At 67.5% G+C, this 20,902-nt stretch carries 24 protein-coding genes; 10 read left to right on the forward strand and 14 right to left on the reverse strand.

Annotation, left to right across the window (positions count from 1 at the left end):
* The first annotated feature begins 177 nt into the window (after nucleotides 1–177).
* The gene (locus tag WU80_RS08790) at nucleotides 178–1,353 is read left to right on the forward strand and encodes an acyl-CoA dehydrogenase family protein (protein WP_055401986.1); all 1,176 of its coding nucleotides are present in this window, start codon (nucleotides 178–180) and stop codon (nucleotides 1,351–1,353) included.
* Here WU80_RS08790 and WU80_RS08795 read toward each other — a convergent pair.
* The 8 genes from WU80_RS08795 to WU80_RS08830 are packed head-to-tail and all read right to left on the reverse strand — an operon-like array spanning nucleotide 1,350 to nucleotide 7,340.
* Nucleotides 1,350–1,613 carry a DUF4190 domain-containing protein gene (locus WU80_RS08795; RefSeq protein ID WP_055401988.1) on the reverse strand — a complete coding sequence of 88 codons (264 nt, stop codon included), beginning with the start codon at nucleotides 1,611–1,613 and terminating at the stop codon, nucleotides 1,350–1,352. The two genes, WU80_RS08790 and WU80_RS08795, sit on opposite strands and share 4 nt — an antisense overlap.
* 60 nt (nucleotides 1,614–1,673) lie before the next feature.
* Entirely contained in the window at nucleotides 1,674–2,432 is a 759-nt protein-coding gene (locus WU80_RS08800) for an acyl-CoA dehydrogenase family protein (protein ID WP_082459805.1), read from the reverse strand.
* Nucleotides 2,433–2,492: 60 nt separating this feature from the next.
* Nucleotides 2,493–3,581 (reverse strand): acyl-CoA dehydrogenase family protein, encoded by a 1,089-nt coding sequence (locus tag WU80_RS08805; protein WP_055401992.1) that lies wholly within the window; start codon nucleotides 3,579–3,581, stop codon nucleotides 2,493–2,495.
* On the reverse strand, nucleotides 3,578–4,012 hold the full coding sequence (locus tag WU80_RS08810) for a nuclear transport factor 2 family protein (RefSeq protein WP_055401994.1): 435 nt from the start codon (nucleotides 4,010–4,012) through the stop codon (nucleotides 3,578–3,580). The genes WU80_RS08805 and WU80_RS08810 overlap by 4 nt, the downstream gene beginning before the upstream one ends.
* Nucleotides 3,984–5,216, reverse strand: coding sequence for an amidohydrolase family protein (locus WU80_RS08815; RefSeq protein WP_055401996.1), 1,233 nt, complete (start codon nucleotides 5,214–5,216; stop codon nucleotides 3,984–3,986). Before WU80_RS08815 ends, WU80_RS08810 begins: the two co-directional genes overlap by 29 nt.
* A gap of 3 nt (nucleotides 5,217–5,219) precedes the next feature.
* Entirely contained in the window at nucleotides 5,220–5,543 is a 324-nt protein-coding gene (locus WU80_RS08820; RefSeq protein WP_055401998.1) for a hypothetical protein, read from the reverse strand.
* Nucleotides 5,527–6,804 (reverse strand): aromatic ring-hydroxylating dioxygenase subunit alpha, encoded by a 1,278-nt coding sequence (locus tag WU80_RS08825; protein WP_055402000.1) that lies wholly within the window; start codon nucleotides 6,802–6,804, stop codon nucleotides 5,527–5,529. Before WU80_RS08825 ends, WU80_RS08820 begins: the two co-directional genes overlap by 17 nt.
* A 14-nt stretch (nucleotides 6,805–6,818) precedes the next feature.
* The gene (locus WU80_RS08830) at nucleotides 6,819–7,340 is read right to left on the reverse strand and encodes a carboxymuconolactone decarboxylase family protein (RefSeq protein ID WP_055402001.1); all 522 of its coding nucleotides are present in this window, start codon (nucleotides 7,338–7,340) and stop codon (nucleotides 6,819–6,821) included.
* A 433-nt stretch (nucleotides 7,341–7,773) separates the two neighbouring features.
* Here WU80_RS08830 and WU80_RS08835 point away from each other — a divergent pair, with 433 nt between their 5' ends.
* The 9 genes from WU80_RS08835 to WU80_RS08875 all read left to right on the forward strand — a co-directional run bounded on the left by WU80_RS08835 (nucleotide 7,774) and on the right by WU80_RS08875 (nucleotide 15,413).
* Complete coding sequence (locus tag WU80_RS08835) at nucleotides 7,774–9,072, forward strand: amidohydrolase family protein (RefSeq protein WP_055402003.1); 1,299 nt, start codon at nucleotides 7,774–7,776, stop codon at nucleotides 9,070–9,072.
* 108 nt (nucleotides 9,073–9,180) lie between these two features.
* On the forward strand, nucleotides 9,181–10,347 hold the full coding sequence (locus WU80_RS08840; RefSeq protein WP_055402038.1) for an acyl-CoA dehydrogenase family protein: 1,167 nt from the start codon (nucleotides 9,181–9,183) through the stop codon (nucleotides 10,345–10,347).
* Nucleotides 10,344–11,153, forward strand: coding sequence for an enoyl-CoA hydratase/isomerase family protein (locus tag WU80_RS08845; protein ID WP_055402005.1), 810 nt, complete (start codon nucleotides 10,344–10,346; stop codon nucleotides 11,151–11,153). Before WU80_RS08840 ends, WU80_RS08845 begins: the two co-directional genes overlap by 4 nt.
* 4 nt (nucleotides 11,154–11,157) lie before the next feature.
* Entirely contained in the window at nucleotides 11,158–12,306 is a 1,149-nt protein-coding gene (locus tag WU80_RS08850) for a thiolase family protein (protein WP_055402008.1), read from the forward strand.
* Between the two features lie 118 nt (nucleotides 12,307–12,424).
* Entirely contained in the window at nucleotides 12,425–13,039 is a 615-nt protein-coding gene (locus tag WU80_RS08855; RefSeq protein ID WP_055402009.1) for a TetR/AcrR family transcriptional regulator, read from the forward strand.
* Nucleotides 13,036–13,542 carry a hypothetical protein gene (locus WU80_RS08860; protein ID WP_055402011.1) on the forward strand — a complete coding sequence of 169 codons (507 nt, stop codon included), beginning with the start codon at nucleotides 13,036–13,038 and terminating at the stop codon, nucleotides 13,540–13,542. The genes WU80_RS08855 and WU80_RS08860 overlap by 4 nt, the downstream gene beginning before the upstream one ends.
* A gap of 111 nt (nucleotides 13,543–13,653) precedes the next feature.
* A complete protein-coding gene (locus WU80_RS08865) occupies nucleotides 13,654–14,925 on the forward strand; it encodes a cytochrome P450 (RefSeq protein ID WP_055402013.1) in 1,272 nt (423 codons plus the stop codon).
* Nucleotides 14,922–15,110, forward strand: coding sequence for a ferredoxin (locus WU80_RS08870; protein WP_055402015.1), 189 nt, complete (start codon nucleotides 14,922–14,924; stop codon nucleotides 15,108–15,110). The genes WU80_RS08865 and WU80_RS08870 overlap by 4 nt, the downstream gene beginning before the upstream one ends.
* Before the next feature lie 69 nt (nucleotides 15,111–15,179).
* Nucleotides 15,180–15,413: a DUF1330 domain-containing protein gene (locus WU80_RS08875; protein ID WP_231633779.1), complete on the forward strand. Its 234-nt coding sequence runs from the start codon at nucleotides 15,180–15,182 to the stop codon at nucleotides 15,411–15,413.
* Nucleotides 15,414–15,418: 5 nt separating this feature from the next.
* On the opposite strand, the gene WU80_RS08880 is transcribed toward WU80_RS08875, so the two are convergent.
* The 6 genes from WU80_RS08880 to WU80_RS08905 form a co-directional block, all read right to left on the reverse strand.
* Nucleotides 15,419–15,619, reverse strand: coding sequence for a ferredoxin (locus WU80_RS08880; protein WP_007168596.1), 201 nt, complete (start codon nucleotides 15,617–15,619; stop codon nucleotides 15,419–15,421).
* 10 nt (nucleotides 15,620–15,629) lie between these two features.
* On the reverse strand, nucleotides 15,630–16,835 hold the full coding sequence (locus WU80_RS08885; protein ID WP_055402019.1) for a cytochrome P450: 1,206 nt from the start codon (nucleotides 16,833–16,835) through the stop codon (nucleotides 15,630–15,632).
* Between the two features lie 113 nt (nucleotides 16,836–16,948).
* Complete coding sequence (locus tag WU80_RS08890; protein ID WP_231633778.1) at nucleotides 16,949–17,761, reverse strand: NAD(P)-dependent oxidoreductase; 813 nt, start codon at nucleotides 17,759–17,761, stop codon at nucleotides 16,949–16,951.
* Nucleotides 17,758–18,573, reverse strand: a complete 816-nt coding sequence (locus WU80_RS08895; RefSeq protein WP_055402021.1) for an NAD(P)-dependent oxidoreductase — start codon at nucleotides 18,571–18,573, stop codon at nucleotides 17,758–17,760. Before WU80_RS08895 ends, WU80_RS08890 begins: the two co-directional genes overlap by 4 nt.
* Nucleotides 18,570–19,451 carry an alpha/beta hydrolase gene (locus WU80_RS08900; RefSeq protein ID WP_055402023.1) on the reverse strand — a complete coding sequence of 294 codons (882 nt, stop codon included), beginning with the start codon at nucleotides 19,449–19,451 and terminating at the stop codon, nucleotides 18,570–18,572. Before WU80_RS08900 ends, WU80_RS08895 begins: the two co-directional genes overlap by 4 nt.
* Nucleotides 19,448–20,899: an OB-fold domain-containing protein gene (locus WU80_RS08905; RefSeq protein WP_082462571.1), complete on the reverse strand. Its 1,452-nt coding sequence runs from the start codon at nucleotides 20,897–20,899 to the stop codon at nucleotides 19,448–19,450. Before WU80_RS08905 ends, WU80_RS08900 begins: the two co-directional genes overlap by 4 nt.
* Between the last annotated feature and the right edge of the window lie 3 nt (nucleotides 20,900–20,902).

Below are 20,902 nucleotides of genomic sequence, written 5' to 3' on the forward strand. Positions count from 1 at the left end.
TCGCTGCGCTCGACCCCCTCACGGATCATGTGTCTGAGATTGTAACTTTCTCGTCACGAGAATACTATTCTCTTAGACGTGTGTTTGGAAGCGTAATCATAAGAGCGAACCGCGCCGTCGGCGGAAATCATGATCTACCGACGCAGGGGACTGCTCACGACCGTTGCGGGGAGGTCCGTGCAGCTCGCCTTTGACGCCGACGTGGAGGCGTTCCGCTCCGAATTCGTCGACTTCCTGAACGCGCATCTGCCCTCCGAGGCCGAGGCGTTCGAACGGCCCCGCTCCAGCTCGCACGTCCCGGAATGGGCGCGGCGCTGGCAACGACTGCTGTTCGACAGCGGGTGGCTGCTGCCGGGCAACCCGCCCGAGTTCGGCGGGCGCAACGCCACGCTGTTGCAGCAGTACGTGTACTTCGAGGAGCTGGGGCGCCGGCGCATCTATCAAAGCTTCAATCCGCAAGGCGTAGGCATCATCGCGGCCTCGTTGCTGTCCTTCGGGACGCCCGAGCAACAGCGGGAGTGGGCGGTGCCGATTCTGCGGGCCGACATCACCGCGTCGCTGGGAATGAGCGAACCCGGAGCGGGTTCGGACCTCGCCTCGCTCAAGACGCGGGCGGTGCTCGACGGCGATCACTTCGTCGTCAACGGGCAGAAGGTCTGGACGTCGGGCGCCCACGATGCCGACGTGCTGCTGACGTTCGTGCGGACCGACCCAAAGGCGCCGAAGCACAAGGGAATCAGCGTGCTGCTGATCCCGACGGACACGCCCGGAGTGGTGCGCCGACCGTTCGCCTCGATGTGCGACAGCAACGAGATCGATTTCAACGAGGTGTTTTTCACCGACGCGCGGGTGCCGGTCGAGAATCTGGTGGGCGAGCTCAACGGGGGCTGGCGCGTGGCCACCGGCTCCCTCGGCCACGAACGCGTGATGTTGTGGATGGGGTACGTCGACCTGTTGCACGAGTTGAGCATCGATTATCGGCCGTGCGGTTCGCTGGAGCGGGACCGCTACGCCACCCTGGTGATGGACGCCTACGCGCTGCGGTTGCTGGGGTCGGCGGAACTGTCCCGGGCCGCGCGCGGGGAAGAGGACGTACCGGCCCAGTCGGTGCTCAAGCTGCTGGGTTCCGAGGCGCTGCAACGGGCGTCGCAGGATGCGCTGGACTCCGCGGGCGCCGACGGGCTCGTCCACCGCGCGGTGACGGCCCCCTTCGCGCCGCTGGACCTGGACAGTCACTACCGCAGCTGGTTCGACCGCTACGCGCGCAGCTTTGCCGCGACGATCGCCGGCGGCACGTCGGAGATTCAGCGGAACATCATCGCCGAGCGGGTGCTCGGGTTGCCGCGGAACTAACGGGCGTCCACCCAGGCGTAGTACCCGATCGCGACGATCCCGGCCGCGATCGACACCGCCCCTAACACGATGCCCGCCAACGCGGTTCGCGCATTCGTGGCCTCGCCCCGCTGGACGCGCCTGCGCGCGACATCTCCGGTGATCACCGCCGCTATGCCGAACGGCACACCGAGCAGCATCCAGCAGGTCAGCAGCGCGACCACGCCGACGAGCAGCGAAGCGACGCCCATCTCGTTTCGGGGTGCGTCGGGCTGGCTCATCGCGTCCCATCTTCTCGGCGGCCAGACGCAGTCTACGCGCAGCTTTGCGGTCCCGTCCGGCTAGAGCTGGGCCAGCCGCGGGGCGGACCCGTTATCCAGCAACGCCTTTCCCGCCTCGCGGGTCAGTTCGCGCGCGCTACCCAGCAACCCGTCCAGGATCAGCGACCGTTTGACGTGGTGGTGCAGCGGATGCTCGGCGGTGAAGCCGATCCCGCCGAGCACCTGCTGGCAGTGCCGGGCGGCGGTCAGCGCGGCCTGGCCGGCGGCGGCCTTGGCCAGCAGCGAGCCCAGGCCATCGTGGTCTTGGGACTGCGCCGCGACGTGCAGGGTCGCTTCGGCGCCCTCGATCGCGACGAGCGTCTCGGCCAGCCGGTGCCGGATCGCCTGGAACGAGCTGACGTGCCGCCCGAACTGGACGCGATCGATGGCGTGGCGGCGTGCCAGCGACAGCATGGCCCGGCTCGTGCCCAGCAACCACCAGCCCAGCGCGCGCCGCCCCGCATCCAGCGCGGCCGGCGGCAACGAATCGCCCCGCGGGGCGCGCCGCAGCGGCAACGTCTCGTCGACCGCCGAGCCGGCGACATCGTCGCGGTCCCAGATGACCCAGGAGTCGCCGGCGAACGGCAGCGGCGGGGCGCCCCCCGGCGCGCCGCCCGTCGCCCGCAGCACGACGTCGTTGAGCACCGGGGCGTGCGCGCCCGTCTCGCCGAGCAGCCGGAAAACCAAAGGGATTGCGGCATTGGGCATTTCGTCCAGCATGTCGTGCCAGCCCAGATCTTTCAGTGCCGCATCGAGCTTGGCCCCGGATGCGGCGGTCATCGTCGTGCGCAGCGAACCTTCCAGGAGGCGCAGCGACTCGGGATCCGTCGACTCCACGGTTCACTCCTTCCCGAGGTCGAGCAACCGGCGGGCGATGATGTTGCGCTGGATCTCCGCGGTGCCGCCGTAGATGGTCGCGGCGCGCGAGTACAGGTACTCCGACCGCCACGGCGTGTCGTCCAGCTCGAGCGCGCCGGGCAGCAGGTCGCGGACGGTGTCGTAGAGGCGCTGCTCGGCGCCGGCCAGCAGCACCTTGTCGATGGACGTGTCCGGCCCCAGCCGCGCACCGTCGCGCAGCCGATGCTGGGTGTCGCGGGATCGGCAGCGCAATGTGTGCAGCGCCAAATATGCTGCGCCAAGGCTGGATTCGTCGGTATCGGATGCCTGCGCGATGAGTTCGTCGAACCGGGAGTACAGGTAGGCGATGCGCTGCCAGAAGCAGGTGGAGCGCTCATACGGGAGCAGGTCCATCGCGAGTTTCCAGCCGTCGCCGGGCCGGCCGAGCATCCGGCTGGACGGGATCACCACGTCGTCGTAGTACACCTCGCAGAACTCGTCCACGCCGTGCATCGTCCGCAGCGGCCGGACCGTGATGCCCGGGGTGTCGAGGTCGACGAAGAACGCGGTGATCCCGTCATGGCCGGGCGCGGTGCGGGTGAGCAGGACGCAGCGCGTCGAGAATTGCGCGAAGCTGGTCCACACCTTCTGCCCGCTGACGATCCAGTTGTCGCCTTGCTGCGTTGCGCGGGTGGTCAGCGAGGCGAGGTCGCTGCCCGATCCCGGCTCGGAAAAGCCCTGGCACCAATGCTCTTCGCCGCGCAGCAGCCGCGGCACCATCTCGGCGGCGAGCTCGGCCGGGGCGTAGTCGATCATCGTGGGTGCGAGCACCTCGAGCATCGAATAGGGTCCGGGTTCGGCGAGTCGGCGACCGACCACCTCTTCGCCGACGATCGCGCGCAGCACCGCGGGACCGCCCAACCCGCCGACTTCCGTGGGCCAGCCGTAGCGCATCCAGTCGGCGTCGTACAGCGCGCGACTGACCCTGGCGAACTGCCGCATGTGGCCCTGCAGCGAGTGATCCGCCCCGGGCGTCAGGTCGTTGTCGCCGAGCCACGCGCGCAAACCCGCGCGGAACTCCTCGACATTCACGGTGTGGGACGGCCGACGGCGTGCGGGCGCCCCGAGTCGTGCACGCCGCTGCGCCGGATGAACGTCATCGCACGGGTTTTCAGCCGCCAGCCGTCGGTGGTGCGGGCGTAGGTGTCGCGGTAGTAGCCGATCCGCATGTCATGCGTGGCGTGGTCGATGAAGCACAACGGCTGGGTCCCGCTCGCGGAATCGCCGTCGATGTTTTCCACCAATGCGGTTCCGGTGAGGAACAACCCCTTTGGGGCGGCCGCCACCAGCTCGGGAAACCTGTCCAACTTATACGTGGAGCCGAATGCGCTGTAGGTTCCGTCCGGGGTGAAGACGCCGATGAGCCCGTCGATGTCTTCCTGGGTGATGGTGACCGCGTAGCGGGCCAGCAGCTGCTGAATCTCGACCAGGTCGTCAGTTCGAGTTGGCTGATTTATCGACATAGACCTTGCCGCCTTTCATGACAAAGCTCACGTTCTGGGTAACGGTGATGTCTTCCAACGGGTTTCCGGGCACCGCGATGATGTCGGCGAGCTGGCCCGCCGCGAGCCGTCCGCGGTCGGTCGAGTTGATCAGCTCGGCCGCGGTCACCGTCGCCGCCCGCAACACCGCCAACGGCGGCAGCCCCCAATTGACCAGGGTGACCAGCTCGTCGGCGTTGCGTCCGTGCGGGATCGCGGGCGCATCGGTCCCGACCGCGATCTTCACGCCGGCTTCATAGGCGGCCAGTATGGACGTCCGCGCCTTGGGGAACATCTCGGCGGCCTTGGCCCGCAACTCCGGCGGCGCGTGCGAGACGTCCATCGCGTCTCCGTCGGCCAGGCGCCGGGTACTCACCAGGAAGGTGCCGTGCTCGACCAACGACGCGATCGCGTCGTCGTCGATCAAGAAGCCGTGCTCGATGCAGTCGATGCCGGCGTCGACGGCGTGCATGACCGCCTCCGCGCCGTGCGTGTGCGCGGCCACCCGCAGGCCACGCCGGTGCGCCTCGTCGACGATCGCGCGCAGCTCCTCATCCGAATAGTGTTGCGCGCCGGGCGGTCCGGTCAGCGACATCACGCCGCCCGAGCAGCAGACCTTGATCAGCTCGGCGCCGTGTTTGATCTGGTAGCGCACGGCCTTGCGGATCTCGTCGATCCCGTTGGCGATGCCTTCCTCGACGGTCAGCTCCAGCGCGTGGGGCGCGAACGCCGCGAACATCGTCGGGTCCAGGTGTCCGCCGGTGGGGGTGATCGCATGCCCGGCCGGCACCACGCGCGGGCCGTCGATCCAGCCCGCGTCAATGGCCTTGCCCAGCGCGACATCCAACAGGTACCCGCCGGTCTTGACGAACAGGCCCAGGTTGCGCACGGTGGTGAATCCGGCTCGCAGCGTGCGCCGCGCGTTGCCGACCGCGCGCAACACCCGCGTCGGCGGGTCATCCTGAACCTGTGAGAGCCCGGGCTTTTCGCCGCGACCCCCCATCAGCAGGTTGACCTCCATGTCCATCAGCCCGGGCAGGAGGATCTGGTCGCCGAGGTCCAGGATCTCGCCGTCGGGATCGCCCCCGACGGCGACGATCCGGTCGCCCTCGACCTGCACCACGCCGGGCCGCAGGATCTCGCCGGAGTCGACGTCCAGCAGTCCCGCGGCCTTGAGTGTCAGCACCTTTCAGATCACCGGTTCCTTGATGCACTCCACCCAGGCCGCGCCGCTGTCGGGCACCCGCGCTTGTTTCCACGCCTCGATCGGAAACGACACCATGACAAGCGACTGCATCATGTGCATGAGCGTCTGTGCGTCCTCGGGCAGATCGTCGAGTGGGTAGTTGTCACAGTAGGCGATCACGTCGTTGAGGCGCGGGAATGCCGCGTCGTAGAACGCCTGCATTTCGGCCATCGTCGAGGCCAGCCGCTTGGCGTAGCGCTCGGGTTCGGTGGCCAGATCCCAGTCCAAATAGGGTTCGAGATCGGCGAATTCAGACGGTAGCGCCATTGCGCTGGTACTCCTTCACATAGTCACCGGTCGTCTTGTGCAGATGGCGAATCAAGACCTCCTGGTCGCACAGCAGGAACTCTTTGACGGCCCGGGTGCCGATCATGGTCTGGGTGGCTTCCAGCGTGTTGGCGTCCTGCAGCGCGTACTCCTTGAACGTCACGGCTGCCAACTCCTGGGCCAGGCGTTCCCGCGCGTTGCGTGGCGGCACGAAGTACAGCGTGCATTCGAAGATGTGCTTGTCCACCGCGGTCGGCCAGTAGTGGTAGGTGAGGAACCAGCCCGGCTCCCAGATCAGCAGCATGAAGTTCGGGTAGAAGAGCCACGAGTCGATGCCCCACTGCGGCACCCGTTTCACGTTGACACCCGGTGGCAGCTCGAGGTTTTCGATGATCTCCGGCTTGTCCCAGGGGCCGAACAAGCCGCTGCGCAACACCTGGTCCATCGGCTTGACCATGGACATGTCCGACGGCGGCGCCTGACCACCCCACGTCGACTGCAGGTTGTGCGGGCCGGCCAACTCGTAGTGCAGCGCCTCGTAGCCGTACTTCTGGATCTTGGCGGCTTCTTCCTTGGTGTACTGCCCCTGGTGCAGGATCGGCGCGTGGTAGAACTCGACGAACGCGTCGATGAACAGCTTCCAGTTGCTGCCGACCTCGGCCCGGTAGGAGTAGGTCTCGGTCATCTCGCCGAAGGGGTAACCCTCGATGCTCTTGGCCAGCGGACCGAGGTAGTCGGTGAGCGGCGCCGCGTTGTCGTCGAAGTTGATGAAGATGAAGCCTTCCCACACCTCGCAGCGGACGGGCGCGAGGCCGAAGTTGCCCTTGTCGAGGTTGAAGAACTCCTCTTCCTGCTGGACGAAGGTCAGGTCGCCGTCGAGGCTGTACCGCCAGGCGTGGTACTTGCAGGTGAACTGGCGGCAGGTGCCGGAGGTCTCCTCGTTGGGGAAGTCGTTCCACACCAGCTTGTTTCCGCGGTGGCGGCAGACGTTGTGATAAGCCTTGACGGCCCCGTCCTTGGTCTTGACGATGATCACCGATGTGCCCTTGCCGGCAGACGGCAGTTCTCTGGTGAAGTAGCTGCCGGTGCGCGGCAGGCGATTGACCCGGCCGACGTTGAGCCAGGTCTTCCTGAAGACCGCCTCGCGCTCGGCCTCGAAGAACGCCGGATCGATCGAGTCGGTGTAATCGACCGGTGCGGTCCCGAGTTCGGGATAATTCTCTGTCCAGCTGCCAGCGGCCGGCTTCGGGAAGTGGGGCAACGTTCTTACCTCTCTTATCGTTGCTGATCGGCGTGTTCGAGCTGCACGCCAAAAGTGTTGAAGGCCATGGCCAGCGCGGCATAGCAGCCGACGGTGAATACGAAATCCATCCGCTGCTGGTCGTCCAGGCGTTGGCCCAGCGCGGCCCATGTCTCGTCGGACAGCTGCGATTTCTCCTCGAGCTCGTCGACGCCGGCGATCACCGCGCGATCGAACTCGTCGGCGGCCTCGCCCCGTCTCACCGCGGCGATCTCGTCGTCGGTGATTCCCTCGTCCTTGGCCATGCGGACGTGGTGCGACCACTCGTAGGCGCAGTCGCGGCGATGCGCGACCCGCAGGATGGCCAGTTCGCGGATCCGCGGGGGCAGCGTGGACGAGGTCAACAGGTGAACGTTGAACCGCAGAAACGCCTTGGCCAGCGCAGGGTGGTGGGCCAGGGTGGACAGCGCGTTGTTGGACTCCGCGCCGCGCATCGCCGAGAGCGCGTTGTGGGTGGCCTCGTCCCACTGATCAGCCGGCAGCGGCGGCAACCGCATCCGTGCTCCCCTCTCGCCATCCTCCCGGCCACCTCTCGGTCAAGGAGAATCGTATTCTCATTTCCAACCAATAGAGTTGCATGAATCGCGCGGCCGGTCAATGCCGCCGGTCGGGGGCCGGTCCGGGGGCGGATGCCGGGCGCGCCGGCGGCGGTCGCGGCGGGCTTTTTACAGCGCAAACGGCGGCGAACGGACCGCGTTACCCCGACACGCGGCGGCCGCCCCAGCGCGGCGCCGCTCCGGGCCGGGCAATTTGGCGACGGCTTCCACCGCTGCTCAGACGACGAACGCCGGTCGCGGTGTCTGCTGGATGTTGATTCTCGCCTGGCGAGAAGATAGTTTTCATTTTAGTGATCTTGGCACGGGACAGCGATTCGCCGAGGCCGCGTGGGAGCGGAATCGAACAGGCGGACCCGATGGAAGGGCAACGGCCATGAACAAAGAAGACATGATGCTGATCAGCGTGGACGACCACACCGTCGAGCCGCCGGACATGTTCAAGAACCACCTGTCGAAGAAGTACATCGACGACGCGCCGCGGCTGGTGCACAACGCCGACGGCTCGGACATGTGGAAGTTCCGCGACACGGTGATCCCGAACGTCGCGCTGAACGCGGTCGCCGGTCGGCCCAAGGAGGAGTATGGCATCGAGCCGACGGGGCTCGACGAGATCCGGCCGGGTTGCTACAACGTCGACGAGCGCGTCAAGGACATGAACGCCGGCGGCATCCTGGCCTCGATCTGTTTCCCGTCCTTCCCGGGCTTTGCCGGGCGGCTGTTCGCCACCGACGACCCGGAGTTCTCGATCGCGCTGGTGCAGGCCTACAACGACTGGCACATCGACGAGTGGTGCGGCGCCTACCCGGCGCGTTTCATCCCGATGGCGATCCCGGTGATCTGGGACGCCGAAGCATGCGCCGCCGAGGTACGCCGGGTGTCGAAGAAGGGCGTGCACGCGCTGACCTTCACCGAGAACCCGGCCGCGATGGGCTACCCCAGCTTTCACAACGAATACTGGAACCCGTTGTGGGAAGCGTTGTGCGACACCGACACCGTGATGAACGTCCACATCGGGTCCTCGGGCCGCCTGGCGATCACCGCGCCGGATGCGCCGATGGACGTGATGATCACACTGCAGCCGATGAACATCGTGCAAGCGGCGGCGGACCTGCTGTGGTCGGCACCGATCAAGAAGTACCCCGATCTCAAGATCGCCCTGTCCGAGGGCGGCACCGGGTGGATCCCGTATTTCCTGGAGCGGGCCGACCGCACCTACGAGATGCACTCCACCTGGACGCACCAGGACTTCAAGGGCAAGCTGCCCAGCGAGGTGTTCCGCGACCACTTCCTAACCTGCTTCATCAGCGACAAGGTCGGCGTGGCCCTGCGCAACATGATCGGCATCGACAACATCTGCTGGGAAGCCGACTACCCGCACAGCGACTCGATGTGGCCGGGCGCGCCCGAAGAGTTGTGGGACGTGTTGAGTATCAACAACGTTCCCGACGACGAGATCAACAAGATGACGTACGAGAACGCGATGCGGTGGTATTCGTTCGACCCGTTCACGCACATCTCACGCGAACAGGCGACCGTCGGCGCGCTGCGCAAGGCCGCCGAGGGGCACGACGTGTCCATCAAGGCGGCGGGCCACGAAAAGGACTCCCGGGGCGGCTCGTCCTTCGCGGAGTTCGCGGCCAACGCGAAGGCCCTCACCGGCAACACGGACTAGCGGTCCCGTTCCCCGCTAGCAGACGCAGAATCGCACTGTGTGGGCCGCAATCGTGCGATTTCGCGTCTGCTCGCGCTCAATGGAGGTGTGCCAATGCCCGGCGATGGCATGAACTTCGAGCTGACCGATGACCAGGAGCTGATCCGCCGGTCGGTCGCCGAGCTGGCGAGCAAGTTCGACGACCAGTACTGGATGGAAAAAGACCAAGCGCACGAGTTTCCCACCGAGTTCTACCAGGCCATCGCCGACGGCGGCTGGCTGGGCATGACGATTCCCACCGAATACGGCGGTCACGGCCTCGGGATCACCGAGGCCACCATCCTGCTCGAGGAGGTCGCCAAATCCGGCGGCGCCATGAACGCCGCCAGCTCGATTCACCTGTCCATCTTCGGCATGCAACCGGTGGTGGTGCACGGCTCCGACGAGCTCAAGGCCCGCACACTGCCCAAGGTCGCCACCGGTGAGGTGCACGTCTGCTTCGGCGTCACCGAACCCGGCGCGGGGCTCGACACGTCGCGGATCACCACCTTCGCCAAACGCGACGGCGATCGCTACATCGTCAACGGCCGCAAGGTCTGGATCTCCAAAGCGATGGAGTCGGACAAGATCCTGTTGCTCACCCGCACCCAGAGCTACGACGAGGTCACCAAGAAGACGGACGGGATGACTTTGTTCATCACCGATCTCGACCGCAGCCGCGTCGACGTCCGGCCCATCCGCAAGATGGGCCGCAACGCCGTCAGCTCCAACGAGTTGTTCATCGACAACCTCGAAGTACCCGTCGAGGACCGGATCGGCGAGGAGGGCAAGGGTTTTCAGTACATCCTGGACGGCCTGAATCCGGAGCGCATGCTGATCGCCGCCGAGGCGCTCGGCATCGGCCGGGTGGCGCTGGACAAGGCGGTGAAATACGGCAACGAGCGCGAGGTCTTCGGCCGGCCCATCGGCATGAACCAGGGCCTGCAGTTCCCGCTCGCCGACTCGCTGGCACGCCTGGACGCCGCCGAGCTGATGCTGCGCAAGGCCACCTGGCTGTACGACAACGGCAAACCCTGTGGGCGCGAGGCGAATACGGCGAAATATCTGTGCGCCGACGCGGGCTTCGCCGCCGCGGACCGGGCGTTGCAAACTCACGGCGGCATGGGTTACGCGGAGGAGTACCACATCACCCGCTACTTCCGCGAGGCCAGGCTGATGAAGATAGCGCCGGTCAGTCAGGAGATGATCCTCAATTTCCTGGGATCCAACGTCCTGAAATTGCCGAGGAGCTATTGAGCGCGACCGAGGGGGCCGTGCTGCTGTCGGAGGACCGCGACGGGGTACGCACGCTCACCCTCAACCGGCCGCGTCGTAAGAACGCGATCAACCCCGGGCTGTGGGTCGCGTTGCGCGACGCCCTGCACGCCGCCGGCCACGACCGCACCGTCCGCGCGCTGGTGATCGCCGGAGCCGGCGGCAGTTTCTGCTCGGGCGCCGACATCTCGGTTCCCGACGACACCCATCCGAATTACAAGCTGCAGCGCCTGACCGACGTGGCGCTGGCCCTGCACGAGCTGGCGATCCCCACGGTCGCCAAGGTGACCGGAGTGGCCGTCGGCGCGGGATGGAACCTCGCGCTCGGCTGCGACTTCGTGGTCGCCACACCGGAATCGACCTTCTGCCAGATCTTTTCCAAGCGGGGCCTGTCGATCGACCTCGGCGGTTCCTGGCTGCTGCCCAAACTCGTTGGCCTGCAACAGGCCAAGCGGCTCGCGCTGCTCGCCGAGACGATCGACGCCCAAGAGGCGCACGCCCTGAACCTGGTGACGTGGGTGGTGCCGGGCGAGCAGATCGATGGCTTCGTCGACGACCTCGCGGGCCGTCTGGCGGCCGGACCCCCGATCGCGCTGGCCCACACCAAGGCCCTGCTGAACGAGGGCGCGCACGGCTCCATGCGCGACGCGCTGGCCAACGAGGCCCGAGCGCAGGTCGGCAACTTCGCGACGGCGGACGCGGCCGCGGCGTATGCCGCCTTCGCGCAGCGGCGGGAGCCGTCGTTTACTGGCCGGTGGACGCTATCGAAATCCAAGGATGCGGAGTAGGGACATGCGGGAAACAGTCATCGTCGAAGCCGTGCGCACCGCGGTGGGCAAGCGCAACGGCGGCCTGTCCGGGGTGCATCCCGCCGACCTGTCCGCCGTCGTCCTCAACGAACTGCTGGAGCGCGCCGGTGTCGGCCCGGAGGTCGTCGACGACGTGGTCTGGGGGTGTGTGTCTCAGGTCGGCGACCAGTCCAGCAACATCGGCCGCTACGCGGTCCTGGCCGCGGGCTGGCCCGAGACCATCCCGGGGACCACCGTCAACCGCGCGTGCGGGTCCAGTCAGCAGGCGCTCGACTTCGCCGTGCAGGCGGTGATGTCCGGCCAGCAGGACGTCGTCGTCGCCGGGGGCGTCGAGGTGATGAGCCGGGTTCCCCTCGGTTCGGCCAGGGCGACCGGCATGCCGTACGGCCCGAGGGTCCTCGCCCGCTACGACGACTTCTCGTTCAACCAGGGGCTGTCGGCGGAGATGATCGCCAAGAAGTGGGGATTCTCCCGCACCCGGCTCGACGAATACTCCGCCCAGTCCCACGAACGGGCCGCCGCGGCCCAGGACGCGGGCGCGTTCACCGATCAGATCGTTCCGGTGTTCACCGATGACGAAACCGTCGTCGCCGCCGACGAGGGCGTGCGGCGGGGCACCACGGTCGAGAAGCTCGCCGGACTCAAGCCGGCGTTCACCGAGGACGGCGTGATCCACGCGGGCAACTCCTCGCAGATCTCCGACGGCGCGGCCGCCCTGCTGGTGACGACGGCGGAGATGGCGGTCGAGCTGGGGCTCACCCCGCTGGTGCGCTACCTGGCCGGCGCGGTGACCGGGGCGGATCCGGTGCTGATGCTCACCGGGCCCATCCCCGCGACCGAGAAGGTGCTGAAGAAGGCCGGCGTGCCGCTGGCCGAGGTGGGCGTGTTCGAGGTGAACGAGGCCTTCGCGCCGGTGCCGCTGGCGTGGATCGCCGAGACCGCGGCGGACCCCACCCTCGTCAACCCGCTCGGCGGCGCCATCGCGCTGGGGCACCCGCTGGGCGCGTCCGGGGCGGTGTTGATGACCCGGATGGCGCACCACATGCGTGCCAACGGGATTCGCTACGGGTTGCAGACCATGTGCGAGGGCGGCGGCACGGCCAACGCCACCCTGGTCGAACTCGTGGGCTAGCTCCGGCGAGGCCCACCGCGAGAAAACGGTCCCTGGGTGACCCTTGTCACAGCGGCCCAACTAACCTACTGTGTGTTCACTAGGTTGGTTCGTCCCGCCAGTCGGTCAAAGGAGTCCGGTGCCAGACGCACGGCCATACGACACGTTGCTCGCCAAAGGCGAGGACCGTAAGCAGCGGATCCTCGACGTCGCGCAACGGCTGCTCACCCGCAACGGCTGGCGCAGCACCACCCTCGCCCAGATCGCCGGCGAGGCCGGCGTTACCCCCGCGGGCCTGCTGCATCACTTCGAATCCAAAGAGCAGCTGCTGCACGCCGTCCTCGATGCCCGCGACCTCGACGACGACCTGCACGCCGACCGGACCGGCGATCTGTTCGCCCAGATCGCCCAGGTCGCGGACCGGTTCAACCGGGCACCCGAACTGGTCGGAACGTTCACGGTGCTGCTCGTTGAAAACATCCTTCCCGACGCCCCGCTGCACGACCGGATGTTGGCCCGGCATCGCGCGGCGACCGACATCGTCGCCGACCTCATCCGCCGCGGGCAGGCGGATGGCCGGTATCGCACGGACATAGACCCCGCCGTCAAGGCGGTGGAGATTCTCGCCTTCGTCCACGGAATGGAAACCACATGGTTGCTCGATCCATCGATACCGCTAACCGAGGTGTTCAAGCAGTACGCCGAGACACTGGCGCGGGACTTCGCCCCGCAGACGAGCCGCGCGGCGACATGAGGTACCGGCTCGACGTGGTCGCGGCGACCGTCGTCGACGCCGTCCGCTTCGCCGGCGGCTGGCTCTTCGACCGGTCGATGGCCGGGTGGGACGTCACGGTCCTCGTCGCTGACCATCCGGACGACCGGCCGCTGCAGATCCTGGGCGCCCGGGTGGTCGACCTGGAAGACGCCCTGGCGGCGGCGCAATCCCGCCCCCGTCCGCAGGCACTGGCGGCCGCGGCGGACCTGTTCGGGTGCGACTCCCGCGTGCGCCAAGGGGTGTTGCAGGCCCTCGATCACGGCGTCACCGAGGTCACGCTGTGGGGGGAGAACTGGCCGGCCGAGCTCGACGACAGCGTCGGCCTGGTGCAGCACCGGCTGAGCATGGCCGCCCACACGTTCAAGGCCCAGGCCCTGGCCGCCGCCGCGCTTCCGCAGGTTTCCATCGGCCATGTCGAGACGTTCCGCAGCGGGCTGCTGGCCTGGCCGTCGGTCGCGGCGGATCTGGTTCCCGCGAGCTGACACCGGCATCCCACGCGCCGACCCCTCGTTGACGGCCAGGTTGCCGTATGGAAATGTAATACTCATCTGCGAGAGGCGCGTTCTCACTAGCCGAGATTCAAGGAGCGGGAGATGGCGAGCGAATTCTCCGAGTTGGACTTCTTCCGCGGCACCGAGCTCATCGAAGACCCGTACCCCTACTACGAGGCGCTGCGCGCGCAGTGCCCCGTCACCCGGGAGAGCCATCACGACGTCACCATGATCACCGGCTGGGACGAGGCCTGCGCCGTGCTCAACGACGCCGAGACGTGGTCCTCCTGCATCTCGGTGACCGGCCCGTTCCCCGGCTTTCCGGTGCCGCTGGAGGGCGACGACATCACTGAGCTGATCGAGCAACACCGCGACGAATTGCCGTTCAGCGACCAGCTGCCCACCCTCGATCCGCCCACCCACACCAACCACCGCTCGCTGCTGATGCGTTTGATCACCCCCAAGCGCCTCAAGGAGAACGAGGACGCCATGTGGGTGTTGGCCGACCAGGTGCTCGACACCTTCCTGGCGCCCGGGCACGGCGACTGGATCAAGGGCTTCGCCGGGCCCTTCACGCTGCTGGTCATCGCGGACCTGCTCGGCGTGCCCGAGGAGGATCGCGACAAGTTCGTCAAGGGCATCCGCGACAACTCGGGTGGCGGCGTCGGGGGCACCAAGGGCTCGCTGGCACACAGCCCACTGGAATTCCTCTACGGCCTCTTTTCCGACTACGTCCGCGACCGCCGGCGCGAGCCGCGCGACGATGTGCTGACCGGTCTGGCCACCGCCACCTACCCGGATGGCTCGACCCCGGAGGTCGAAGACGTGGCCCGGGTCGCCAGCAACGTGTTCTCGGCCGGCCAGGAGACCACCGTGCGGCTGCTGGGCGCGGCCTTGCAGACGCTCGGGGAGCGGCCCGACATCCAGGCGCAGTTGCGCAAGGACCGCAGCCTGATCCCCAACTTCATCGAGGAGTCGTTGCGGCACGAGAGCCCGGTCAAGGGCGACTTCCGGTTGAACCGGGTGCCCGTCAATGTCGGCGGCGTCGACCTGCCGGCGGGGACCACCGTGATGGTGGTGCAGGCGGCCGCCAACCGTGATCCCCGCCGCTTCGAAGACCCGACCACCTTCGACCCGGCCCGCAAGAACGCCCGTCAGCACATCTCGTTCGGGCGAGGTATCCACAGCTGCCCGGGCGCGCCATTGGCCCGCGCCGAAACCCGGGTGGCGATCGAGCGCCTGCTCGACCGGACGTCCGACATCAGGATCAACGAGAAGGTCCACGGGCCGGCGAATGACCGCCGGTACCAATACGTTCCGACCTACATCCTGCGCGGGCTGACCGAGCTGCACCTGGAGTTCACCCCGGCATGAAAGTCACGGTCGACGACCAGCGCTGCCGCGGCCATGGCGTCTGCACGACGCTGTGCCCCGAGGTCTTCAGCCTCACCGACGATGGTTACGCCGAGGCGATATCCGCCGACGTGCCAAGCGAATTCGAAGCGGCAACCCAGGAGGCCATCGAGTGCTGTCCTGAGCAGGCCATCAGCAAAATCTAATCCAGTCAAGGAGATTCAGTGGCGAAAGGTTACGTCATCCTCACGGAGGCCATCAAGGACCCGGAGGGCATGAAGGCCTATGGCAAGGCCGCCGGTTCGGCGATGGCCGGTGCCACCATTCTGGCGGTGGACACCGCGCCCAAAGTGATCGAGGGCACCTGGCACGGCGACCAGACCGTCGTGCTGGAATTCGAATCGGTGGACGCCGCGCGCGCCTGGTACGAGTCCGAGGGGTATCAAAAGGCGGCGAAACTGCGGCAGGCGGCGGCCGACTGCAACGCCGTCATCCTCTCCGGCTTCTGATCGTCCTACTCGCCGACGATCGAGATGGCCTGCCGAGGGCACTGACGCACGGCCTCGCGCACGTCATGCTCGTTTTCCGGGGTGACCTCTTCCTGCAACACCGTCAGCATGTCGTCGTCGCCGAGCAGGAAGATCTCCGGATTGATGCCCATGCAGACGCCGTTGCTCTCGCAGAGTCCCCAATCGACTTCGATTTTCTTTGTCACGGCAACCCCCTTACCGAAGTACCTTGACGGGCACGTTCTTCCAGCCCGCGACGTTTTGCATGGTTACCCGTTGGCAGCCCGCCCAGTCCACCTCGTAGCGCGGCATGAAGTCGAGGAGCCGCTCCAGCGCGATCCTGCTTTCCATGCGGGCCAGCGCCGCCCCGAGGCAGCTGTGGATCCCGTAACCGAGCCCGAGGTGCTGGGCCTCGGTCTGGTCACGCTCGATGTCGAAGGTGTCGGCGTCGGTGAAGGCTTCCGGATCGCGGTTCGCCGCGGCGCCGCAGAGAAACACCGGCTTGCCCGCAGGGATCACGCCACCGCTGACGTGTGCCTCCTTGAGCGTGTAGCGGACGTTGTACTGCACCGGTCCCTCGTAGCGCAGCAGCTCTTCCACCGCCCCGGGGATCTTGTCGCGGTCCTCCTGTAGCTTCTGCCACTGGTTGGGGTGACGGGCGAAGATCACCGCCGCGTTGCCGAGCAGTTTGGTGACGGTCTCGGCGCCCGCACCGCCGAGAAGGGTTGCGAACCCGCAGATCTCGATGTCGTCGAGCTTGCGCAGCTGCCCGTCTTCGCCCGGGACCTCGGCAGCGATCAGGCGGCTGATCATGTCGTCCTGCGGTTCCTGGCGGCGCTCCTGCACCAGGCCGAAGTAGTACATCGCCGTGTCGATGTTGGCCTGCATGCCGGCTTCGCTGATCTCGATCTGGCCCGGCTCGTGGGACAGGCTGGTGTCGATCCAGTGGCGCACCTGCTGGCGGTACTCCTCGGGCACCCCCGCCATCCGGGTGATGACCTCAACCGGGAACGGTCCCGAGAAATCCTGCACGACATCGAAGTTTTCCGGGTCGGCGGCACCCAGGTATTTGTCGATCACTTCGATGACGGTGTCGCGCTGCGATTGGATCGCCCGCGGGGTGAACGCCTTGTTGAGCAGGCTGCGCATGTGGCGGTGCTCCGGGGGATCCATGAAGATGATCGACTTCTGCTCGGGAGCGATGCCCTTGCGCACCATCGCCAGGTCGCAGCCGCGCGCCGAGGAGTACGTCTCGAAGTCCTTGAACGCCGCCGCGACGTCCACGTGACGGGTCAGCGCGTAGAAGTCCTCCTTTTCGTCGTAATACAGCGGCGCGTCCTCCCGCATCCGCCGGTAGATGTCGAACGGATTGTTGTAGTAGTCCTCGGAGTACGGATCGAAGACGACCTTCGGTTTTGTCACTGATTCTCTCCTCAGCGGCGAGGGCGGGCTGAAACCGTTACAGCGGAGTGGTTGACTGTAAAGGTAACGGTAATACCTTCGTGACGAACCGGAAAGACCGAAACGCGAGCATTTCAAACCCCCTTCGGCGCGGTCGTCCTGGATCCGAAGGCCTTGATGACGTGGTTCAAGGCACCCAGATCGCCACCGAGTTCCTCGGCGACCCCGCGCACCACGCTCACGTCCTTGTTCACGAATTCGCCGGCAACCTCGATGAACGACGCGACGGAACCGCCCGCCGCCACCATGCTCAGGACGCGGCTGCTCGCGCTGCCGTGCGACAGCGCGCCCAGCAGGGTCGGCTCCGGCACGCCGAGCAGCTCGCCCAGCCTGACGGATTCCGCGAGCAGCCCGATGTGACCGGCGAACAAGGCGTTGTTGACCAGCTTCACCTTCTGGCCGCAGCCGCGCGGACCGACGTGCAGTACGGGATCGCCGTAGCAGTCCAGCACGGGGCGCACCCGCGTCACCGCGTCGTCGGAACCGCCCACGAACAACGTGAGCAGGCCGGCGGCAACATGCTGCGGGCCCCCGCTGACCGCGGCGTCGACGACGTCGACGTCGTTGGCGCGCGCGGCGACGGCGTCGATGGTCGTCGGGCTCACGGTGGTGTGGATGATCAGCGCCGAGCCGGGCGACATGGCGCGCAGCAGCCCGCCGTCCAGGCAGACCTCTCGCACCTGTTGATCGGTGAACACGCAGAGCACCACGACGTCGGCGTGCGCACCCGCCTCGGCCGGCTCGCCAACGGCCAGCGCGCCGAGCCGTTCGAGATCGCGGCGCTTGCCCGCGGTCCGGCCCAGGGCGACGACGTCGCATCCGGCCGCTGCCAGCCGGGCCACCATCGGCCCGCCCATTCGCCCCGCACCGACGAACCCGACCCTCATCTCGGATGTCCCATGAGGGCAAGCGCCGCGTCGGCCGTGTCCAGCACGGCGCCACCGCTGGCCCCGGCTCGGTCGGCCAGGTCCACCACCAGGCGGACGTCCTTTTGCAGCAGCGTCGCGGCCACGGCGGCTAGCCGCTCCAACCCGCCGATGCCGCCAAGGGCGTTGAGCGCGAAGCTGTTCCCGCTGCTGCGTGACACGACTTCGGTGAGACGGCCCGGATCGACGCCCAGCGCGCCGGCCAGCGACAGCGCGGAGGCCGCCGTGGCGAGGTGGGCGGTGAACAAAAGGTTGTTCAGCAGCTTGGTGGTCTGCCCCGAACCCAGCTCACCGAGGTGGACGATCGGGTCGGCGTAGGTGGCGAAGACCGGGCGGCACCGCTCGACCACGTCGGCGTCCCCGCCGACCATCACCAGCAGGCGCCCTTCGGCGGCCGCCTGACCACCGCCGCTCACCGGCGCGTCGATGACCGAAACGCCTTGGCTCGCGGCCCGGTTCGCCAGGTCCCGGCAGGTGTTGGGGTGCACGGTGCTGTGCACCGCGATCACCCCGCCGGGCCTCATCGCCGACAACAGGCCTTGTTCGCCCCCGGCGAGCTGTTCGACGTCGGCATCGCCCACGACGCACAGGCAGACCAGATCGCTGGCCGCGCCGAGCTCGGCCGGGGACTTCGCAACCTTCGCCCGCGTGTCGGCGAATGCCTCGAGGGTCTCGGGCCTGCGCGCCCATAGCGTCGTCTCGTAACCGCCCTCGACGATCCGCCGCGCCATCGGTCCGCCCTGGCTGCCCAGCCCGATGAATCCGACTCTCATCCGGCCTCCCGATCGGGCTCGGCCGGCCGCGCACCCACGCATTCCTCCACGAAGGCAAGGACATTCGCGTGGTATTCGGGGGCGGCGTGCCCCAGGCTGATGTTGTGCCCGGCCCCCGGCTGTCTGTGCACGACGAATCGCGGCGCCGCGGAAAACAGGGCGCTGATCTCCGTCACCGCCGAATCGTCGGCCTGCCAGACCTTTTCGTGCTCGGCGATGCTGAAATGCACCGGGACGCGAACGGCGGGTGCGAGCTCCGGGAAGGTCTGGCGGGCCCAGTTCGACACCATCTGGTCCTCGTAGGCCGGCGCCGACGGGGAAACCGTTGCGCCGCCGAGGACCTCGGGCGGGTACAGCTCCTCCGGGCTCCACAGCAGCCCGCGCATGCCCGGCGGGCGGCTATCGCGGGTTGCCGTTCTCAGTATTTCCCGAGCGGCCGGGTGATAGTGCCGGCCCGTGCCCGCGAGCTCGATGCCCAGCAGGTCGGCGCCGCGCGCGTCGGCCGCCATCCGCATCGTCAGCTCGCACCCACCCGAATGGCCCCACACGAATAGGCCGGCGCCGCTTGGGCGTTCGCCGAGGATGCGGTCGATCGCCCCATACGCCAGGTTGACGCGTTGCTCGCCCTCGGCCATCGCCTCGGGATACGGCGCCGAGCTGCCGTAGCCGGGACGGTCGAGCGCCACCACCGTGAATCCGGCCGCCGCACCGGACCGCAGCAGGGAGTAGGCCGGGTGGCCCGGGCAGTCGAAATAGACGGCGGTGGTGCCGCCGCCGTGGATGGCCGCGATCACGGCCTTGGGTTGCTCCGCTTCGCAGACGAGCGCCGACATCGGCACGCCGTCGACGATCACCAGCCGGGGGCGCGGCGGCGTCATGCGTCCGCCCGCAGCAGGAGCACGCCGCTGGGAGTCAGGCCCCCGCTGCTGACCACGCCGACGCGGGCGTCGACGACCTGGCGATCGCCCGCCTCGCCGCGGAGTTGGCTGATGGCCTCGTGCAGGAGACCCATGCCGTGCGTGCGACCGTGCGAGAGTTGGCCGCCGTGGGTGTTGAGCGGTAACAGGCCGTCGCGCGCAATGTTCTTGCCGCCGTCCAGGAATTCCTTGGCCTCACCGATCCCGCAGAAGCCCAGCGCCTCGATCCACGACAGGCAGTTCATGGTGAAGCCGTCGTAGAGTTCGGCGACATCGACGTCGGCCGGCCGCAGGGAGGTGCGGGTCCAGACGTGCGCCGACTGGCCCAGCACCTGCGGTTCGTGGGTCAAAGTGCTTTGATCCCAGTCGATTCGCTCAACGATCTGGGTGCCCACCGCCTCGACCAGCACGGGCCGCTTGGCGAGGTCACGAGCGGCGTCGACGGCGGAAACGATGACGGCGATCGCGCCGTCGCACGGCACGTCGCAGTCGTAGAGACCGAACGGTGTGGTGATGGGCCGGGCGTTCAGGTAGTCGTCCATGGTCATCGGGGAGCGGTAGATGGCGGTCGGGTTGAGTTCGGCGTTGGCGCGCTGGTTCAAGGCGATCCAGCCCAGCGTCTCCTTGGTGGTGCCGTAGCGGTGAAAGTGCCGCTGCGCGTTCATCGCCAGGGTGTGGGCCGCCGAGGTGGCGCCAAAGGGCATCTGCCAGCCCGACATTCGGCCCATCGACGGGGTGATCTTGCCCTGCTTCATCAGCTCGGCGTGGGTGGCCTCCCACAGCGTCCGGAAGCACAGCACGTGCCGCGCCAATCCGCACGCGACAGCCATCATGGCCGCGATCACCGAGCCGCCCGGGCCGAACGTCTCCATGGCGCCGTTGTGCCAGGTGGGCCGGATTCCCAGCGCGGCCTCCAGGGCGGTGACGCCACCTTCGCCCATGCCCGCGACCGTCATCGCGCCGGGGTAGGTGGACAGGCCGTCGATGTCGGCGTAGGTCAGCCCGGCATCGGCGATCGCCGCCTCGCACGCTTGCACCGTCAGCGCCAGCGGGGGTTGCATCAGCCGGCGCCCGATGGGCGACATCCCGATCCCGGTCAGCGCGACCTTGTCCTCGAACTTCTCGGCGGTCAGCATCGGCCGGACGTTTTCGCCGAACCGTTCGGGCGCGATCTCGTCGGCCGGCAGAGGAGCGGGTTCGGCGCCTTGCGAGGGCCGAAACAGGGGGAACCAGACGTCCTCGACCTGTTCGAAGACGACCTCCACTTGTTGACCCAGCTCGAGCCGCTCGAGCTCGCACTCCACGATGTTGGTGGTCAGCCGTACCCGCGGATCTTCCGCGATGGCCACCTGCGCGATCACGTAGGGCGCCGGCAACCCGGGCAAACTGAACCTGTCTCTTATACACATCTC

It is taken from the genome of Mycobacterium sp. UM_11 (genome assembly GCF_001414075.1).
Taxonomy (GTDB): domain Bacteria; phylum Actinomycetota; class Actinomycetes; order Mycobacteriales; family Mycobacteriaceae; genus Mycobacterium.

Bases quoted from the DNA above. Each gene is read 5' to 3' on its own strand.
- WU80_RS08800 (WP_082459805.1), bottom strand. From the start codon at position 2,432: ATGACCGCCGCATCCGGGGCCAAGCTCGATGCGGCACTGAAAGATCTG.
- WU80_RS08795 (WP_055401988.1), bottom strand. From the start codon at position 1,613: ATGAGCCAGCCCGACGCACCCCGAAACGAGATGGGCGTCGCTTCGCTG.
- WU80_RS08890 (WP_231633778.1), bottom strand. From the start codon at position 17,761: ATGAGGGTCGGGTTCGTCGGTGCGGGGCGAATGGGCGGGCCGATGGTG.
- WU80_RS08895 (WP_055402021.1), bottom strand. From the start codon at position 18,573: ATGAGAGTCGGATTCATCGGGCTGGGCAGCCAGGGCGGACCGATGGCG.
- WU80_RS08810 (WP_055401994.1), bottom strand. From the start codon at position 4,012: ATGTCGATAAATCAGCCAACTCGAACTGACGACCTGGTCGAGATTCAG.
- WU80_RS08900 (WP_055402023.1), bottom strand. From the start codon at position 19,451: ATGACGCCGCCGCGCCCCCGGCTGGTGATCGTCGACGGCGTGCCGATG.
- WU80_RS08835 (WP_055402003.1), top strand. From the start codon at position 7,774: ATGAACAAAGAAGACATGATGCTGATCAGCGTGGACGACCACACCGTC.
- WU80_RS08905 (WP_082462571.1), bottom strand. From the start codon at position 20,899: ATGTGTATAAGAGACAGGTTCAGTTTGCCCGGGTTGCCGGCGCCCTAC.
- WU80_RS08870 (WP_055402015.1), top strand. From the start codon at position 14,922: ATGAAAGTCACGGTCGACGACCAGCGCTGCCGCGGCCATGGCGTCTGC.
- WU80_RS08840 (WP_055402038.1), top strand. From the start codon at position 9,181: ATGAACTTCGAGCTGACCGATGACCAGGAGCTGATCCGCCGGTCGGTC.
- WU80_RS08850 (WP_055402008.1), top strand. From the start codon at position 11,158: ATGCGGGAAACAGTCATCGTCGAAGCCGTGCGCACCGCGGTGGGCAAG.
- WU80_RS08830 (WP_055402001.1), bottom strand. From the start codon at position 7,340: ATGCGGTTGCCGCCGCTGCCGGCTGATCAGTGGGACGAGGCCACCCAC.
- WU80_RS08820 (WP_055401998.1), bottom strand. From the start codon at position 5,543: ATGGCGCTACCGTCTGAATTCGCCGATCTCGAACCCTATTTGGACTGG.
- WU80_RS08860 (WP_055402011.1), top strand. From the start codon at position 13,036: ATGAGGTACCGGCTCGACGTGGTCGCGGCGACCGTCGTCGACGCCGTC.
- WU80_RS08875 (WP_231633779.1), top strand. From the start codon at position 15,180: ATGAAGGCCTATGGCAAGGCCGCCGGTTCGGCGATGGCCGGTGCCACC.
- WU80_RS08865 (WP_055402013.1), top strand. From the start codon at position 13,654: ATGGCGAGCGAATTCTCCGAGTTGGACTTCTTCCGCGGCACCGAGCTC.